This is a genomic window from Microbispora sp. H10830 (assembly GCF_014161375.1).
GTDB lineage: Bacteria > Actinomycetota > Actinomycetes > Streptosporangiales > Streptosporangiaceae > Microbispora > Microbispora catharanthi.
Genome location: NZ_JABBWX010000008.1, coordinates 140505 through 156853, shown reverse-complemented (window position 1 = coordinate 156853; position 16349 = coordinate 140505). Strand labels below are relative to the sequence as shown.

General features: G+C 69.8%; 15 protein-coding genes and 4 tRNA genes. 8 read left to right on the top strand and 11 right to left on the bottom strand.

The features are described 5' to 3' along the window. Positions 1-6: 6 nt before the first annotated feature. Positions 7-81 (bottom strand) — tRNA-Lys (locus tag HHX35_RS21355). 162 nt (positions 82-243) lie between these two features. After that, a complete protein-coding gene (locus HHX35_RS21350) occupies positions 244-1401 on the bottom strand; it encodes an acyl-CoA dehydrogenase family protein (protein WP_182900510.1) in 1158 nt (385 codons plus the stop codon). 85 nt (positions 1402-1486) lie between these two features. Between HHX35_RS21350 and HHX35_RS21345 the strand changes: the two genes are divergently transcribed. After that, the gene (locus tag HHX35_RS21345) at positions 1487-1906 is read left to right on the top strand and encodes a PspC domain-containing protein (RefSeq protein ID WP_139577446.1); all 420 of its coding nucleotides are present in this window, start codon (positions 1487-1489) and stop codon (positions 1904-1906) included. A gap of 1 nt (position 1907) precedes the next feature. On the opposite strand, the gene HHX35_RS21340 is transcribed toward HHX35_RS21345, so the two are convergent. From HHX35_RS21340 to HHX35_RS21325, 4 genes are all read right to left on the bottom strand, one after another. After that, positions 1908-3200, bottom strand: coding sequence for an MFS transporter (locus HHX35_RS21340; RefSeq protein ID WP_182900509.1), 1293 nt, complete (start codon positions 3198-3200; stop codon positions 1908-1910). Between the two features lie 211 nt (positions 3201-3411). After that, positions 3412-3753, bottom strand: a complete 342-nt coding sequence (locus tag HHX35_RS21335) for a metallopeptidase family protein (protein WP_030512067.1) — start codon at positions 3751-3753, stop codon at positions 3412-3414. 12 nt (positions 3754-3765) lie between these two features. Then, positions 3766-4596, bottom strand: a complete 831-nt coding sequence (locus HHX35_RS21330; RefSeq protein ID WP_310739204.1) for an ABC transporter permease — start codon at positions 4594-4596, stop codon at positions 3766-3768. Continuing rightward, the gene (locus HHX35_RS21325; protein ID WP_182900508.1) at positions 4593-5540 is read right to left on the bottom strand and encodes an ATP-binding cassette domain-containing protein; all 948 of its coding nucleotides are present in this window, start codon (positions 5538-5540) and stop codon (positions 4593-4595) included. The genes HHX35_RS21330 and HHX35_RS21325 overlap by 4 nt, the downstream gene beginning before the upstream one ends. Positions 5541-5608: 68 nt before the next feature. On the opposite strand from HHX35_RS21325, the gene HHX35_RS21320 reads away from it, so the two are divergent. The 5 genes from HHX35_RS21320 (at position 5609) to HHX35_RS21300 (ending at position 8286) form a co-directional block, all read left to right on the top strand. Further along, a complete protein-coding gene (locus HHX35_RS21320; protein ID WP_182900507.1) occupies positions 5609-6244 on the top strand; it encodes a TetR/AcrR family transcriptional regulator C-terminal domain-containing protein in 636 nt (211 codons plus the stop codon). Positions 6245-6361: 117 nt separating this feature from the next. Further along, positions 6362-7933, top strand: coding sequence for a metallophosphoesterase (locus HHX35_RS21315; RefSeq protein WP_310739203.1), 1572 nt, complete (start codon positions 6362-6364; stop codon positions 7931-7933). Next, a tRNA-Glu gene (locus HHX35_RS21310) sits at positions 7934-8006 on the top strand. It abuts the gene before it with no gap. Between the two features lie 108 nt (positions 8007-8114). Beyond that, positions 8115-8189 (top strand) — tRNA-Asp (locus HHX35_RS21305). Between the two features lie 20 nt (positions 8190-8209). Further along, positions 8210-8286, top strand: a tRNA-Phe gene (locus HHX35_RS21300). A gap of 717 nt (positions 8287-9003) precedes the next feature. On the opposite strand, the gene HHX35_RS21295 is transcribed toward HHX35_RS21300, so the two are convergent. Both HHX35_RS21295 and HHX35_RS21290 read right to left on the bottom strand, forming a co-directional pair. Next, on the bottom strand, positions 9004-9564 hold the full coding sequence (locus HHX35_RS21295; RefSeq protein ID WP_220505706.1) for a carboxymuconolactone decarboxylase family protein: 561 nt from the start codon (positions 9562-9564) through the stop codon (positions 9004-9006). 55 nt (positions 9565-9619) lie between these two features. Continuing rightward, positions 9620-9973 (bottom strand): helix-turn-helix domain-containing protein, encoded by a 354-nt coding sequence (locus HHX35_RS21290; RefSeq protein WP_259405254.1) that lies wholly within the window; start codon positions 9971-9973, stop codon positions 9620-9622. 335 nt (positions 9974-10308) lie between these two features. Between HHX35_RS21290 and HHX35_RS21285 the strand changes: the two genes are divergently transcribed. Then, the gene (locus HHX35_RS21285; RefSeq protein WP_182900505.1) at positions 10309-11715 is read left to right on the top strand and encodes an alpha/beta hydrolase; all 1407 of its coding nucleotides are present in this window, start codon (positions 10309-10311) and stop codon (positions 11713-11715) included. A gap of 440 nt (positions 11716-12155) precedes the next feature. Beyond that, positions 12156-12464, top strand: a complete 309-nt coding sequence (locus tag HHX35_RS21280; protein WP_182900504.1) for a hypothetical protein — start codon at positions 12156-12158, stop codon at positions 12462-12464. Positions 12465-12765: 301 nt separating this feature from the next. Here the strand turns inward: HHX35_RS21280 and HHX35_RS21275 are convergent, their stop codons facing one another. The 3 genes from HHX35_RS21275 to HHX35_RS21265 all read right to left on the bottom strand — a co-directional run bounded on the left by HHX35_RS21275 (position 12766) and on the right by HHX35_RS21265 (position 16349). Continuing rightward, a complete protein-coding gene (locus tag HHX35_RS21275) occupies positions 12766-12969 on the bottom strand; it encodes a cold-shock protein (protein ID WP_139577431.1) in 204 nt (67 codons plus the stop codon). Positions 12970-13334: 365 nt separating this feature from the next. Further along, positions 13335-14870, bottom strand: a complete 1536-nt coding sequence (locus HHX35_RS21270) for a S8 family serine peptidase (RefSeq protein ID WP_182900503.1) — start codon at positions 14868-14870, stop codon at positions 13335-13337. 300 nt (positions 14871-15170) lie between these two features. Further along, positions 15171-16349: an ABC transporter permease gene (locus HHX35_RS21265; protein ID WP_182900502.1), complete on the bottom strand. Its 1179-nt coding sequence runs from the start codon at positions 16347-16349 to the stop codon at positions 15171-15173.

Sequence of the window (16349 nt, the reverse complement as noted above, 5' to 3'; positions counted from 1 at the left end):
CAGAGGTGGTGGGGCGCCAGGGACTCGAACCCTGAACCGACGGATTAAAAGTCCGCAGCTCTGCCATTGAGCTAGCACCCCTTGGTCGTGCCCCGCGAACCCCGTCCGCGTCGCGGTGTGATTCGTGGAACACTCCCCAAGATGCAGGGTACAGAGAGTACCGCGTCTTCGGCGACGCCATTGTCCCTGATCGCCCCGCCATCGGTCTCGGCAGGCTCCGGCGAGGGGCCATGACGCAGGTCGTCAGCGGAAGGCGTCAAGGCCCGTGAGCGCCTTGCCCAGAGTCAGCAGATGCACTTCCTGAGTGCCCTCGTACGTGAGCACGGACTCCAGGTTGGTCATGTGCCTGATGACCGGATACTCCAACGTGACCCCGTTGGCCCCGAGCACCGTACGCGCCTCGCGGGCGATGTCGAGCGCGGCCCGGACGTTGGCCAGCTTGCCGAAGCTGATCTGGGTGGGCTTCAGCTTCCCGGCGTCCTTGAGCCGGCCGAGGTGAAGGGCGGTGAGCCCGGCCTGGCCGAGCGCGACCGCCATCCAGGCCAGCTTCTCCTGCGTGAGCTGGAAGGCGCCGATCGGCTTGCCGAACTGCACCCGCGTGGTGGCGTAGTCCACGGCCGCCTCCAGGCAGGCCCGGCCCGCTCCGACCACACCCCACAGGATGCCGTACCGCGCCTCCGTGAGACACGACAGCGGGCCCTTCAGCCCTGCGACGCCAGGCAGCACCGCGGAGGCGGGCAGCCGTACGTCGTCGAAGTACAGGGAGGCCGTGACGGAGGCCCGCAGCGACAGCTTGCGGTGGATCTCGGCGGACGAGAAGCCGGGGGTCGAGGCGGGGACGACGAAACCGCGGATGCCCTCGTCGGTCCGCGCCCACACGACGGCGACGTCGGCGATCGAGCCGTTGGTGATCCACATCTTGGCGCCGTTCAGGATCCAGTCGCCGGACGGGTCCTGCTTGGCGGTGGTGCGCATGCCGGCGGGGTCGGATCCGTGGTCGGGCTCGGTCAGGCCGAAGCAGCCGATGGCCTCCCCTGACGCCAGCCGGGGCAGCCACTCCTCCTTCTGCTCGTCCGAGCCGTACTTCCAGATCGGGAACATCGCCAGCGACCCCTGCACGGACACGAACGACCGCAGCCCCGAGTCGCCCGCCTCGAGCTCCCGGCAGGCCACGCCGTACGAGACGGCGTCGAGCCCGGCGCAGCCGTACCCCTCCAGGTGCATGCCGAGGAGGCCGAGCGTGCCCAGGGCCGGGGCGAGTTCGCGGGCGGGGAACGTGCCCTGCTCGAACCACTCGCCGACGTGGGGGAGGACCTCGCCGGAGACGAGTTCCCTTACGGAGTCCCTGATCATGCGGTGCTCGGGGTCGAGCTGGTCGTCGAGTTCGAGGAGGTCGTCCATGGCGTCAGGGTATCCGGGCCTCCTCGGGGTAGGGCCAGGGGGAATCCCGATGTGCGCCCACCCCCCTGAGAGGCACTGTGGAGGTATGAACGAGATGAACACCAACGGTTCGGTCAAGCAGCTCCACCGCACTCGGAACGGCAGGATCGTCGCCGGGGTGTGCTCGGGCGTCTCCGAGTACACCGGCATCGACGCCAACATCCTGCGCCTCGGGCTCGCCGTCGCGAGCTTCTTCGGCGGCCTCGGCGTCGGTGTCTACGCCGTCGCCTGGCTCCTCCTCCCCGAGGAGGGCAAGAACTCCTCCATCGTCCAGGACCTCATCGACAAGAACAAGGACGGCCGCGCCTGGCAGGACGCCAAGGCCAAGTGGGACAACGTCCAGCAGGGCTGGAACCAGGGCCGCTCCACCCGCACCCCGTACCCCCCGCAGGCCCCGAGCTACGAGCAGCACCCGTACGGCCGGCCCTCCGACGGCGACTCCCAGAACCAGGGTCCGCAGGCCTGACTCAGGTAGCGGCGGCCCGGACCTTGGCGATGATCTCCCTACGCGACTCGGTCCAGAGCATGGCGAGCACGGCCGCGGCACACAGCCCGGCCACGCCCGCCAGCGTCACGACAGCCTCTGGGCCGAGCCGCTGGGCGGCGGCGCCTCCGACGAGTATGCCGACGCCCTGGGCGGCCAGCAGGCCCGACTGCACCAGCCCGAACGCCGCGGCACGTCCCGACGCCGGGACGCACTGGACGAAGGCCGCGTTGGCCGCGAGCTGGTAGGCCCCGCCGACGCCGGACAGCACCCACAGGGCGAGCACGCCCTCCAGCGGTGGCCGGATCACGCACAGCACGAGCGGCGCGCAGGTCATCATGGCCAGCCAGCCCATGCTCCGCAGCCGCCCCGACGGCGTGACGAACCGCCCGAAGAAGAACGCGCCGACGACTGTGCCCGTCGGCATCGCCGCCATCAGCAGACCCGTTATCACAGGGACGGGCAGCCTCCCGTCGGCGAGCGCCGCGGCGTACGGCGCCGCGATGCCCTCGGGAATCACGTAGAACCCGCACAGCCAGGCGAACAGCACGAGCGTGCGAAGCCGCCGCTCGCCGAACACCAGGCGCGCGCCGGACAGAGTCATCCGCCACACGGACGGCCGCTCGCCGTCCTCCCGCAGCGGCGCAGAGCGGTGCCGCACCCCCGCGACGATCACCAGGGCCGATCCGAGGAACGTCGCACAGTCCAGCGCCAGCGCCCGATAGGGCCCGAGCACCGCGATCGCCGCGCCCCCGGCGGCGAACCCGAGCATCTGCACGGCCTGGTTGGTCACGTTCTGCAGGGCCGACCCCACGACGTACCGGTCGCCCTCAAGGACCTCGGGCAGCAGCGCCGCGCGGGCGGCCGAGAACGGCGCGCCGAGCAGCACCACGCAGAAGACCAGCGCGCACAGCACGGGAAACGGCGTGACGGGCAGGGCCATCGCGGCGAGCATCAGGGCGCGCAGCACGTCGCACCAGAGCATGACCCGCCTGCGCGGGTATCGGTCGGCGAGCCCGGCCAGCAGGGGCCCGCCGAGGATGGGCGGCAGGTAGGTCAGCGCGTAGACGGCGGCCGTGGCCAGAGGCGACGCGGTCCGGCTGTAGACCAGCACCGCGAGCGCCACCTGGGCGAGCTGGTCGCCGAGCAGCGACATGCCCTGTCCGAGCCACAGGGCCCGGAACTCGGGGATCGCGGCGACCTCCCGGTAGGTGGTCCGCACCTCGGGGGGACGGCGGTGCCGGCCGGACAGCCTGCCGGGCTTGGTGGCCGCCATCTCACTCCGCAGAGGTCGCTCCGCCGGCCGTTTCCGCCGGTGTCCGCCCCGGCCACTGGGTCTGACAGTGCGTGGTCAACATGTTACTTACAGTGCCCGCCGGATGTGACTTTTGCAAGCCGCTGACGGTCCCATTTCGCGGCCCGCGAACGCCGATCGCCGGCTTGACGAGGGGAAACCCTGATGAGGGAGAGGCTGGGAAAAAGGGCGGTCACCAGCCGAGCTCGTGCAGCCGTTCGTCGTCGATGCCGAAGTGGTGGGCGATCTCGTGGACGACGGTGACCCGGACCTCCTCGACCACGTCGTCCTCGGTCTCGCAGATCTCCAGCGTCGGGTTCCGGTAGATCTCGATGCGGTCCGGGAGGACCCCCGAATACCAGTCGCCCCGCTCGGTCAGCGGAATGCCCGTGTAGAGCCCCAGCAGGCCGGGCTCGGGCGGGTCGTCCACCACCACGACCACGACGTTGTCCATGACCTTGGCCAGATCCGGAGGGATCGTGTCGAGCGCCTCGGCCACGAGCTCCTCGAACCTCTTCAGCGGGACGTCGATCACCGACTCATCGTGTCACCGCGAGGCGGCCGTGCGGTAGCGCCGTACGGCGAGCGGTGCGAACACCGCGATGATCAGCAGCGACCAGCACAGGGACGCCGTCACCGGGTGCTGGAGAGGCCAGGAGGCGGCGGCCGAGCCGGGGTTGCCGAACAGCTCCCGGGCGGCCGAGACGACGGCGCTCATCGGGTTCCAGTCCGCGATCGCCCGCAGCCACCCGGGCAGCCCCTCCAGCGGCACGAACGCGTTGGCCAGGAAGGTCATCGGGAACAGCCAGCCGAACGTCGCGGCGTCCGCCTGCGCGCCGTTCTTCACGAACAGCCCGATGTACGTGCCCAGCCAGATCATCGCGTACCCGAACAGGGCGAGCAGCGCGAAGCCGGCGAGCGTCTCCAGAGGGGTGCTGTGCGGACGCCATCCCGCGATCAGCAGGCCGCACACGCTCATGGTGGCGAGCGACAGCCAGTCCTTGGACATGTCCGCGAGGCTCCGCCCGGCCAGTACGGCGGCGCGCGCGATGGGCTGGGCGCGGAAGCGGTCGATGATGCCGCGCGCCATGTCCTCGGCGACCGACGTGGCGGCGGCGACCGCGGACAGCGCCATGACCTGCATGAAGATCCCGGGCATCAGGTAGTTCCGGTAGTCGCCCCCGCCGGGCAGGCTGATCGCGCTGCCGAAGACGTACCCGAACAGGATGGTCATGATGACCGGGGCGACCAGCTCGGCGGCGATCTGGCCGGGCTGGGTGCGCAGTTGGGAGTAGCTGCGTCCCGCGATGACGATCGTGTCGCTCACGGCCCAGCGCAGCTGTTGCGCCCTCGTCGCGGGGGGTTCCAGGGTGATCACGCGGCCTCCTTCTCTTTGGCGGGCGCGTCCGTGAGCGCCAGGAACACCTCGTCCAGCGTCGGCCGGCGCAGCCCCAGGTCCTCCACGCCGACCCCGGCGGCGTCGAGGGCCGCGGCGACCCTGACCAGGGAGGCGGCGCCGTCCGAGACGGGCACGACGAGCCGCCGTTCGGCGGCGTCGATCTCGGGCTCGCCCGGGAGCACTCCGCGCACGGCCTCGACGCCGGGCGCCAGGTCCGCGGCGTCGCGGAAGGCGACGCTCACGCGGTCGCCGCCCACCTTCGCCTTGAGCGCGGACGGCGACCCGGCCGCGACCACCCGCCCGGCGTCCATGACGGCGATCCGGTCGGCCAGATGGTCGGCCTCGTCGAGATACTGCGTGGTGAGCAGCAGGGTCGTCCCCTCGGCGACGAGCCGGCGCAGCACGTCCCACAGCGCGAGGCGGCTGCGAGGGTCGAGGCCGGTGGTCGGCTCGTCCATGAACAGCACCGGCGGGGAGACGATCAGGCTGGCGGCCAGGTCGAGCCTGCGGCGCATGCCACCCGAATACGTCCGCACGGGACGGTTCGCCGCCTGCGTCAGCCCGAACCGCTCCAGCAGTTCCTCGGCCCTGCGGCGGGCCGTACGACGGGGCAGGTGGTAGAGCCGGCCGAACAGCTCCAGGTTGCGGCGTCCGGTCAGCAGTTCGTCCAGCGCCGCGTGCTGGCCGGCGAGGCCGATGCGGTAGCGGAGCCGTTCTGCGTCCCTGACCACGTCGCAGCCGGCCACCCGGGCCGAACCGGCGTCGGGGCGCAGCAGCGTCGTCAGGACGCGCACCATCGTCGTCTTGCCGGCGCCGTTGGGCCCGAGCAGGCCGCACACCGAGCCGCGCGGCACGTCGAGGTCGACGCCCCGCAGCGCCTCGGTCGTGCCGAACCGCTTGCGCACTCCTTCCGCATGGATCACGGCATCTCCTTAACGCAGTTAAATTTAACAACGTTAAGGATGCATTGAACGCCGTTAAGCTGTCAACCGTGGCACTCGAACGCGACACGATCGTCAGGACCGCCATCCGACTCCTGGACGAGGTGGGGCTGGAGAAGCTGACCCTGCGCAGACTCGCGACCGAGCTGGGCGTGCAGGCCCCCGCCCTCTATTGGCACTTCAGGAACAAGCAGGAACTGCTGGACGAGATGGCCGAGGCGATCTCCGCACAGGAGCCGTTGCGGCCGCTCGCCGAGGGAGAGTCGTGGGAGGAGTGGCTGGCGGAGTGGTGCAGGGGCCAGCGCCGCGCGTTCAAGTCGCACCGCGACACCGCGCGCCTCACCGCCGGCACCCACCCCGGCACGGCCACGCTGCAGGCCGTCGAGACCATCCTGGAATCGCTGCTGCGGTCCGGATTCACCCGTACGGACGCGATGTGGGGTCTCGGTACGCTCGCGAGCTTCCTCGGCGGATTCGTCCTCGAGGAGCAGTCCGACCAGGAACGGGGAACGAGCGACCCGGCCCTGTTCGAGGAGGCGCTGGAGAGCCTCGCGCCGTACCCGAACGTGCGCGCGGTCATGGCCGAGACCAAAGGCCCGCAGACGGACGCGTCCTTCGAGCACGGTATAGCGCTGATTTTGTCCGGTATGCGGGCACGTCTGGAGGCTCAGTCCGACGGTCGGTAACCGGAACACCGTGTTCTGGTAACCAAAAAGGTCGCATCTTCGGGTAGTCAGGAAGGGATGGAGAACTCGAGGTTGAGGGCGTTCGCCCATAGGACGGTCGGCAGTCGGTTCGCCCGTGTGTCCGCCCGTGTGCTCGCGGTCGTGCTGGCGGCGGTGATCGGCGGATGGCTCGGGATGGCGTTCGGCGCCAAGGTGGACACACCGGTCGGGCCCGCCGACATCGGGATGTCCCTGGCCCCGTCTTGGCGCGGGGAGACCGTCATCGACGTACGGCCCCTCGGGACGCTCAGCTTCGACAGCCACAACGGCCCGCTGCGGCTCGACCTGTCGATCGAGGCGGTTCATCCGGAGGTGGCGGAGGAGATTCTCAAGAACCCCCGGTGGGCCGATCGGCTGCCGACGACCATCGAGGACGACGTCATCTCGGGGCTGCGGAGCCTCGTCGTGCGCGCGGTGCTGTTCGCTGTCGCCGCCGGGTTCCTCACCGGTCTGGTCGCCTTCCGGCGGCTGTCGCGGGCGGCCTGGACCGCGGCGGGCTCGCTGGCGATGGTCGTCGTCCTCGGCGGCGTCTCCGCGCTGACGTTCAACCCCCGTTCGATCGCCGAGCCCCGGTACACCGGGCTGCTCACGGGCGTGCCGTCCCTGGTCGGCAGCGCCCAGTCGATCGTGACCAAGTTCACCGAATATCGCGGCCAGCTCGCCAAGCTGGTGACCAACGTGTCCCAGCTGTACGAGGCGGGGTCGAATCTGCCGATCTTCGACCCGGATCCGGGGACCATCCGCGTGCTGCACGTCTCCGACCTGCACATCAATCCGCTGGCCTGGAATGTGATCAAGTCGCTGAAGGACCAGTTCAAGGTCGACCTCATCATCGACACCGGCGACATCAGCGACCATGGGACCAAGGCCGAGAACGAGTTCGTCAAGGAGATCGGCTCGCTCGATGTGCCGTACGTCTACGTGCGCGGCAACCACGACTCCATGACGACCCAGCGGGCGGTCGAGAAGCAGAAGAACGCGGTCGTGCTGGACGGCGCCGCCGCCACCGTCAAGGGGCTGAGCATCTACGGCATCGGCGACCCGAGATTCACCCCCGACAAGTCCGTGCAGGCGGCGGGCGACGAGAGCAAGAGCCTCCTCGACCTCGGCCGGGCCAACGCGGCCAAGCTGGCGCCCCGCGAGCGGCCCAGGTCCGCCTCCACCTCGGCCCCGGACAAGATCGCCGCCGACATCGTGGCCGTCCACGACCCGACCGTGGGCCGGGGCCTGTCCGGGTATGTGCCGCTCGTGCTGAGCGGGCACGTCCACGCGCGGTCCACCGAGCTGCTGCCCTCGGGCACCCGCCTGATGATCCAGGGGTCCACCGGCGGCGCGGGCCTGCGCGGCCTTGAACACGACGAGCCGACCCCGCTGACCGCCTCGGTGCTCTACTTCGGCAAGAGCAGCCACCGCCTGGAGGCCTGGGACGACATCACCGTCGGCGGCCTCGGCGAGCAGTGGATCCAGTGTGAGCGTCATATCGAGCCGGACCCTGGTCGTACAATTTCTCCCGAGTCGCCGCAGGCGCCGTCGCCGACGGCAACCGGCAGCGGCTCGCCGTCGCCGGCCGCTTTGGCATCAGGGGCAAACGTCCCCTATGCTTCAGAGGTCTCCGACGGAAGGCGTCACGGAACAGGGCGAAAGCCTTGAGCCCCCATCGTCTAGCGGCCTAGGACACCGCCCTTTCAAGGCGGCGGCACGGGTTCGAATCCCGTTGGGGGCACGTGGAGCGCGTCGAGCGCACCGGAAGACGGAAGGTCGAAGACCTCCCGGAAGCTGGTAAGCTAGACGAGCCGAACAACACGGGGAAGCGAAAGCCCCCGGATATAAAGGTCCTGTAGAGCAGTTTGGAGTGCTCGCCACCCTGTCAAGGTGGAGGTCGCGGGTTCAAGTCCCGTCAGGACCGCGTACGGCGGCAGCCGCCGAGGTCAGGTAGCTCAGTTGGTACGAGCGTCCGCCTGAAAAGCGGAAGGTCGGCAGTTCGACCCTGCCCCTGACCACCAGCTCTGAACAGCCCAAACGCCCCGAGCCGATCACGGCCGGGGCGTTCTTGTTGAGCTCTGACGACAACGCCCCGTGAGCTGTCCATGCCCGGCGTTACTCTCGCTCCATCAGTGAGACGACGGGTGACGCTTACCTCTCCGAGGTTGCGGCTCCGCTCCAAGACAGCGTTGTATCGATGAGGGTCGAGGTACAACTCACCTCACACCCTTCTGTCCCGCCTAGTGAGGTGTGGGCTGTCGAATTTGATGATCCTGACCTTGAAGGGCCGGCTTGGACCCGAGAGTGGCTCATACGTGAGGGCGGTCGCCTCAGGTGGCGGGGCGACGAGCCCGTCCCTAGCAACCTGGAGTTTCGGCAGGGGTCATTCGAATGGGAGCCGGTAGCTCCAGCTTCCAGGTAGTTCTTCACGTCGCGGAGTGGATTGGCTCTGGTATCGCTGGCTCTACGGCCTATGACGCGTTAAAGAGCCTTGTTCGGCTGTTGAGATCCCGAAGGCAGGAGACGGGGCTTCAGTATGGCGACGCTCCGCTGAGATGAAGCGAGTTGACGGCCTGCCTTTGACTAGCCGCATCGTTCGGCGGCCTCGCGGACCCGAAGAGTCGATGAGTTGAGGTGGGCGCAAGAGGCGCCCTGAGTGGTGTTCAGGACGCCTCTTGCAGTGACGACTCGCGGCGTCGCCCGATCGGCCGGGCGTCGCAGGTCATCCAGCGTAGGCGCTAGGCGGAGTCGGCGAAGCGGGGAGCACCGGGCTCCAGGTCGACGCGGGCTGCCCGAGCGGCGAAGCTGATCGCGTGGTACCACCCGCACAGCAGGAAAGCGTCGAGTAGCTGCGGCTCGTCCAGCACCTCACGAGCGGACCGCCACAACTGGTCGTCGACATCGCCGGCATCGTGCAACGCGTCAGCGACCCGGATCAGCGCCCGGTCGCGCGGTGCCGTCCAGCACGCGTCGCCGGCTGACCCTCGGGTGAGCGAGCTGATCTCGGACCGGCCCAGCCCGGCGCGATCGGCAAAGACCATCAGGTGTACACCCCACTCGTACTCGCAGCTACAGCGAGCACACGTGCGCAGGATGACGATTTCCCGTTCGCGCAGCGTCAGGGACAGGCGGCGACCGAGCTCGTAGCGGCCCCAGTGGGTCATCGCCTCCGCCATCGGCAGGTTCTTGGCGAAGGTACGGAACAGGCCGATTGGTGGCTGCCCGGGCGGCATCATCGCGGCGAGCTGGGCCGCCACGTCTGCCGTGAAGGGCGGTTCCAGTGGAGTTATCCGTGCCATGACGCCTCCCTCAACGCACACTCCGAATGACGCTAGCGCTTCGATATCAGAAGCGCTAGCGGGCGTCTTCGGAACCGGTGGCGGAGAGGGTCGCGGCCCACTCTGCGGACCACCGGACGAGCGGGCGCAGCGCGCGGTGGGCGCCGTGGCCCAGCTCGGTGAGGGCGTAGGTGGTGTCCGGAAGCTGCTCGACGAGGGCGGCGTCGAGCAGCTCGGTCAGTCGTTGCCGCAGCACGCTGGAGGACATGTTGTCGCAGCGCTCCTGCAACGCACGGAACCCGACCGGCCCGTGTCGCAGTTCCCAGACGATCCGCAGGTTCCACCTGCGGCCGAACAGGTCGAGGGCGGCCATCAGTGGCCGGCCGGTGCTCGACCCTCGGACCGCCCGTCCCGGCCTGGGTGCCGCCATCCGTCGTTCCGTCCCCTCTTGTTGCTTCGATATCCGACACACTATCGTGCGCCCTATCGATTCGATTTCCGAAGCGCTCCACTTCCCGGTGTGCGCGCTCACCGCTGAATCGACGGTGACTCCGGCGGCGATGGGCGCTTCCCGTAGCGTGCGCGGGACGTCATCGGATGCCGTCGCCGTCCTGGTTCCCGACTCCTGATCGACGCTCGCCCGGTCCGCTCGTGGGGGGCAAGGGACATTCGGCATTGTCTTGACGGCGGTAAAAATACTGCCATAGTTTCGAGGTGTTCCGCGTTCACAGGACACCCCCCCTCTCCCGGGAACGGAGCGCTTTCGTGCCTCGACGCCTCCTTCGCATTCCCGCCGCCGTCGCGGGCGCTCTCGCCCTCGCCGCGGCCACCCTGACCGGAACGGCCGGGGCCGCGACGGACACTCGGACCGGCACCACCGCTGCGGCCACCACCCCCTCACACCTGTCCGGCACCCTCGCCGACGGCGCCACCTGGATCGCCGACGTGCCCGCCGACTGGAACGGCACGCTCCTGCTGTTCAGCCACGGCTATGGTCCGGCCGTCGCGCAGAATGCACCTTCCGACGAGGCTCGCACGGCCCTTCTCGCGGAGGGTTACGCGGTCGCCGGTTCCTCGTTCGACCCGCAGGGCTCGTGGTGGGCGTTGAACAGCGCCGAACGCGACCAGTTCGCCACCCTCGACGCCTTCGGCCGAACGGTCGGCCGACCGTCCCGCACCCTGTCGGTCGGGCTGTCCATGGGCGGCCTGGTCAACGCCCAGATCGCCCGCGACGGAGCCGGCCGCGTCGACGGGGCCCTCGGGCTGTGCGGCCTCGTCGCGGGCGGCGTCGACCTGGACGACTACCAGTACGACGCCGAGTACACGATCGCCTCGCTGCTGATGCCCGGCCAGGATGTGCGGCTCACCGGGTTCGCCGACGCCGCGGACGCCGCCGCGACGGCGCAGCGGCTGACCGACGCCGTGATCGCCGCGCAGGCCACCCCGCAGGGACGGGCCAGGATCGCGCTCGCCGCCGCCTATCTCAACCAGAGCGACTGGGCGCCCGGCCAGAACCCGCCGGCGGCCGGCGATCCCGAGGGGCAGGAGGCCCAGCAGTTCGCCTGGCTCTCCCAAGGGGTGCTCGGGTTCATCGAGAACGGCCGCTGGTCCATCGAGCAGTCCGCCGGGGGCAACACGTCCTGGAACGCCGGGCTCGACTACGCGGCGCTGCTGCGCGACTCCGAGCACGCCGGCCAGGTGCGGGCGCTGTATCGCAAGGCCGGTCTCGACCTGCGCGCCGACCTGGCCACCCTGACCCGCGGCGCCAACCTGCACGCCGACCCGGGGGCGCGGCGCAGGCTGGAGGCGTCCTCCACCGCCGGTCAGAGCCTCGCGGTGCCGCTGCTCAACCTGCACACCATCGCCGATCAGCTCGTCCCGGTGCAGCAGGAGGCGGCGTTCGCCGAACGGGTCCGGGCGGCCGGCGACGACCGGCTGCTCCGGCAGGCGTACGTCGCGCGCCAGGGCCACTGCGCCTTCACCACCGCGGAGATCGTCGCGGGCGTGCGGGCGATCGACAGGCGGGTCACGACCGGCCGCTGGGGCGACGTCGCCGAACCCGCCGTCCTGCAGCGCTCCGCTCTGTCGCTGAACCTCGGCGGGGCCGCCTTCGTCCGCTACCGGCCCGGCCGCCTCGTCGTCGGCCGGCACTCCTCCCCGATCGGCTCGTAGATGCCGACAAGCCCGGCGGAAACCATGTGATCCCATTCCGTACCCACCTAGGACCGCAAATCCGGCCACGACGTACGAGGTTCCCAGGCGGCGATCGGCCCCTGGCCCGACCGGCAGCAGTAGCCCACAGGCCGGCGTGCCGGCACGTCAGCACGCCGGCACCAGCCGGGCCGCTGACACTCCCGGCGCGCACCAGTAATCCGCGTTCCACAGGTGGTGGTGGCCGGGGAGGCGCGGAGGGTGAGCGCCGCGGCGGCGAGCACGGACAGTGGCTGATCACGGGATGGGCGACGTCTCGTGGCTCGCGTGGGCCGGATCCCGGCGCGGGTGAACAGAAGCCGGCCAGCCGACAGCCGACTATGTCACTTTGGGTAGTTGTTCAGTAACGGAAAGTTGCATCAAGATCTGGGGGTGACACCACAACTGCCGAGGAGGCTTTCTTGACGCTGTCCAGCGTTCCCGCTCTCGCCCGCCGCCTGGCCGGCGCCGCCGCCCTGGTCTTCGCAGTCGGCACCGTCGCCCTGCCCGCCACGGCGGCCACCCTGCCGGCGCAACTGCCGCCGGGCGTAGCCGCGCTTCAGGACGGCGGCGCCGCCCAGCGGCCCGCCGGAGACGATGTGTACCGCGACTGGTTCACGAGCCACTCCAGCTGTGTGGCAGCCGGCCAGGGAGGGATCGACCGAGGCCACTGGGAGCACTACACCTGCTCCGAGGGCGACTGGTTCTGGCACCTGTGGACCAACCGCTGAGCCGGCGGACGACAGCACGACCTGGTGCCGCATAGCCGGTAAGGCCCCGGTTCATCGGTGTGATGTCGCCGCCCACCAGGTTGAAATCCTGGTTGTGCTCACGGCCGGCTGGTGGGGTGACCATGAATGTTCGCCGGGTTGGCCGGGCGGTGTTGCGGCGGGTCGTCCCCAGCGGATCTCGGCCGATGAAGATCGTGCGTTCGCATGACGAGGCCCCGGACTCCGTGAGGAGCCCGGGGCCTTATGCCGTCGGATGACGGGCCACGTCTCAGTGCGCCCGGCATCGCCGGTGAAGCGTTGCTTAGAGCGGGCGAACCTGCTCGGCCTGCGGGCCCTTGGCGCCCTGGCCCGCGGTGTACTCGACCCGCTGGTTCTCCTCCAGCGAGCGGTAGCCGCCGGCGTCGATGGCCGAGTAGTGGACGAAGACGTCCGGGGTGCCGTCGTCGGGGGCGATGAAGCCGAAGCCCTTTTCGGCGTTGAACCACTTGACGGTTCCCTGAGCCATGATGCTTTCTCCTTGATGAGACGATCTCGAGGGCCACGGATGTGATCCTCGGGCTGCTGCGACCGACCGCCTTGGGAAAGCCTCGGCTCCATACGGTAACGCCCGCTGTCATAAACTCAGCAAGCGCTTTAACGCATACTGGGACTTCGACACAACCTCTGCTCCGACACTACACGCCGCAACGCCGTTCCCGCGCCACTCTTTCGCAAAACCCGCACGCGCCCCCCGAAGGCCCCTGCCCGTCACCGGCCCGGGGCCCGCTCCTCGCACCGTCCGACTCCTGGCGCGGTATGGCGATGGGCCTGCACCGTCATGACGGTGCAGGCCCAGAGCGGTGGTGTCACTCAGGTGACACCAGGGTCAGTTCACCTGACGACTGCGAGGGCGTCGACGACACCGGCGCCGAAGAAGCTGTTGTCGTCGTCCGTGCCGGTGCAGGCCGCGGTGTTCTGCGGGCACGGCTTGGATACGGCCCGCGCCTTTAGCTCGCTGAGCATCGTGGCCGGCGACCAGGACGGGTGCGCCGACTTCATCTGCGCCATGACGCCGGCGACGTGCGGGCTCGCCATCGACGTGCCGCTCTTGGTGCCGTAGCCGTCGACCCCCGTCCGGGTGTTCCACGTCGTCGAGTAGATCGACGAGCCGGGAGCCGCGACGTCGATCTTGCCGAGGCCGTAGTTGGAGAAGGACGACCGGACGCTGTCCAGCGTGGTGCCCACGCGCTGCAGGGACGCGACCGTCACGACACCGTCGAGCTCGGCCGGGATGTCGTTGCAGCCGCTGTTGATCGTACGCACGGTCGGCTTCGGCGCGTCGTTGGGGCTGCCCGTGTCCACGGTCTTGTTGGCCATGTCGTAGTTGGAGTTGCCCGCCGCGGCGACGTTGACGACGCCCTGCGTGGTGGCCCACTCCACGGCGCGCCGGACCGCCTCCTTGCTGGCGGCCTGGTCGGGCTGGTCGTCACACCAGAACTCGAACGGGTCGACGTAGTAGGAGTTGTTCGTGACGTCCATGTGCTTCAGGCCCGCCCACATGAAGCCGCAGACGGCGTACTCCGGGTAGATGTAGCCGTCGTCGTTGACGACCTTGACGGACGCCAGGCGCACGTTCGGCGCGACGCCGACGATGCCGACGTTGTTGCGGGCGGCGGCGATGGTGCCGGCGACATGCGTGCCGTGGTCGCTCGTCGTCGGGCGCCACGCCAACGGCGTCTGGTCCGGACGGCCGACGTCACTGCAGTTGACCGAGTTCGCGACGTCGATGTTGGCCTTGAGGTCCGGGTGTGTCGGCGAGATGCCGCTGTCGAGCACCCCCACGAGGACGTTGCGGTTGCCGTCGGAGATCGCCTGCGCCTGCGGGGCCTTGATCATCTGCATGTCCCACTGGGCGCCCTCGTTGGGGTCGAGGCTCTCGCCAGGCTGCGGGTCGGACGGGATGTCGCCGTTGACCGGCTTCTTGGCACCCTTCTTGTATCCGTTGGCGCCGGGGCCCCACGGCGGGGCCAGGTCGGCCGGCGTCCCCTCGGAGACCCCGGCCGTGCGGGTGGCGCCGACGGAGGCGACCGCGTTGCCACCCTTGGCGGTGACGTTCACGCGGAAGGCCGCGCGGTCGGAGTGGGCGACGACCACGCCGATCTCGGGCCAGGACTGGACGACGACACCTCCGGCGGCCTCGACCGCGCGCTCGACGAGACGAGTTTGGCCGGGGTTGGCGATCCGGGCGTTGACGACGTAGCTCATGAGCATCCCGTCGGGGATGTCCACGTTGACCGGTGTCGACGTCGGCTCGTCGGTGGTGGCCGCGCTGGCCGAGTCGGTCGCGCCTCCGAGGAAGGCGGCACCCACCATGACGAACGCCGCGGCGGTGGCCGCGAGGCGTCGCTTGGGCAGGGCATGCTGCATGCGTTGCTCCTAGAACGGTGAGACCGCGGCACCATTGCCGCGGTCTGGCTGGCCCCGATTCCGTAAGCCCGAAATCGCCCCGAATCAAGCCGTTAGAGTTGGTTGGTGACGGTAACAGCTCGATCGTGAACTGTTCAAGAGTTCACCAACGCGGAAGACTGGCCGGACCACCCTGCTGGCCGGGACCACTCTGCTGGCCGGACCACCCTGCTGTCCGGCGATCGAACGCGCAAAGCGCTTCGTGCCGAGACCGGGGATCAGGCGGTGTGCTCGTGCGGTTCCTGTCCGCTGTCCACAGCGCTACCTGAGCGCCTCCACCGGCTCCATCCCGGCCGCCCTCAGGGCCGGATAGAGTCCGGCCAGCAGCCCCACCGCTGCCCCCGCGACCGGGGCCGCCACCGCCAGCCGCAGGTCCAGGAGGGGCGTCCACTGCCTGGCGGCCGACACCGCGACGACGGTGACGATGCCCACGGCGGCGCCGATCACGCCGCCCGTGAGGCCGATCAGCGTCGACTCCAGCAGGAACTGGGCCGCGATGTGCCGCCTGGCGGCACCGAGTGAGCGGCGCAGGCCGATCTCCGGTACGCGTTCCATCACCGTGACGAGCGTGACGTTCGCGATGCCGACCGCGCCGACGACGAGCGAGACCAGGCCGAGGATCAGGAAGAGCGCGTTGACGTCGTCCTCCGCCCGGTCACGCGCCCTCGTCGGGCTGGGCGGGGCGACCACCCGCAGCATGTCGCCGTTTCCCGGGCTGAGTGCGGTGGGCGCCTGACGGGCGATCAGCTCGGCGGCGCCCAGGCTCGTGTTGACCAGCACCCTGGTGACGTCCCGCAGCCCGAACCGCCTGCCCACGGTGGGCGGCACGAGCACGGCGGTGCTCAGATCGCGCTCGCGGCGCAGGTCCCCCAGGATCCCGATGACCGTGTACGCGTGCTTGCCGATGAAGATCGCCGGCGCCCGGTCGAGCCGGGTGACGCCGAGCAGTTTGGCGGCCTGGTCGCCGATCACCGCCACCCGGTCATGCCGCCGGATGTGGCCGATGTCGTAGAACCTGCCCCGCACCATCCTGCCGCGCGCCGCCTCGGGCAGCCCGGTCGTCGCGGCCAGCACGGTCAGCGACTGCGTGGTGACCCGCGTCGGGTCGACGATGTCGTTGGAGCGCACCGGCACGTTCGCGCCGTCCTTCGACTCGGCCACCGCCGCCGCGGACTCAACGCCGCGCAGCCTGGTCAGACGGTCGATAGCGTCCCACTCGACGAGCGGCGCGTTCGGCGATTCGGGCACCTCGACCGTGATGGCCGTGGCCACCAGCGCGTCGAAGCGGCCGACGATCTGGTTGCCCGCGGTGGCGGCCACGCCGAGCGTGACGACCAGCGTGGTGATGCCGAGCACCGTCCCGAGAGTCGTGAGCGCCGAGCGCACCGGCCTGGCGAGCATGCCGGCCACGGACTCCTCGATCAGGTCGCGTACGTGCAT

Excerpts from the sequence above, each read along its gene's own strand:
- HHX35_RS21295 (WP_220505706.1), bottom strand. The coding sequence starts at position 9,564 with ATGGCACGGATAACTCCACTGGAACCGCCCTTCACGGCAGACGTGGCG.
- HHX35_RS21350 (WP_182900510.1), bottom strand. The coding sequence starts at position 1,401 with ATGGACGACCTCCTCGAACTCGACGACCAGCTCGACCCCGAGCACCGC.
- HHX35_RS21290 (WP_259405254.1), bottom strand. The coding sequence starts at position 9,973 with ATGGCGGCACCCAGGCCGGGACGGGCGGTCCGAGGGTCGAGCACCGGC.
- HHX35_RS21265 (WP_182900502.1), bottom strand. The coding sequence starts at position 16,349 with ATGCACGTACGCGACCTGATCGAGGAGTCCGTGGCCGGCATGCTCGCC.
- HHX35_RS21270 (WP_182900503.1), bottom strand. The coding sequence starts at position 14,870 with ATGCAGCATGCCCTGCCCAAGCGACGCCTCGCGGCCACCGCCGCGGCG.
- HHX35_RS21275 (WP_139577431.1), bottom strand. The coding sequence starts at position 12,969 with ATGGCTCAGGGAACCGTCAAGTGGTTCAACGCCGAAAAGGGCTTCGGC.
- HHX35_RS21340 (WP_182900509.1), bottom strand. The coding sequence starts at position 3,200 with ATGGCGGCCACCAAGCCCGGCAGGCTGTCCGGCCGGCACCGCCGTCCC.
- HHX35_RS21345 (WP_139577446.1), top strand. The coding sequence starts at position 1,487 with ATGAACGAGATGAACACCAACGGTTCGGTCAAGCAGCTCCACCGCACT.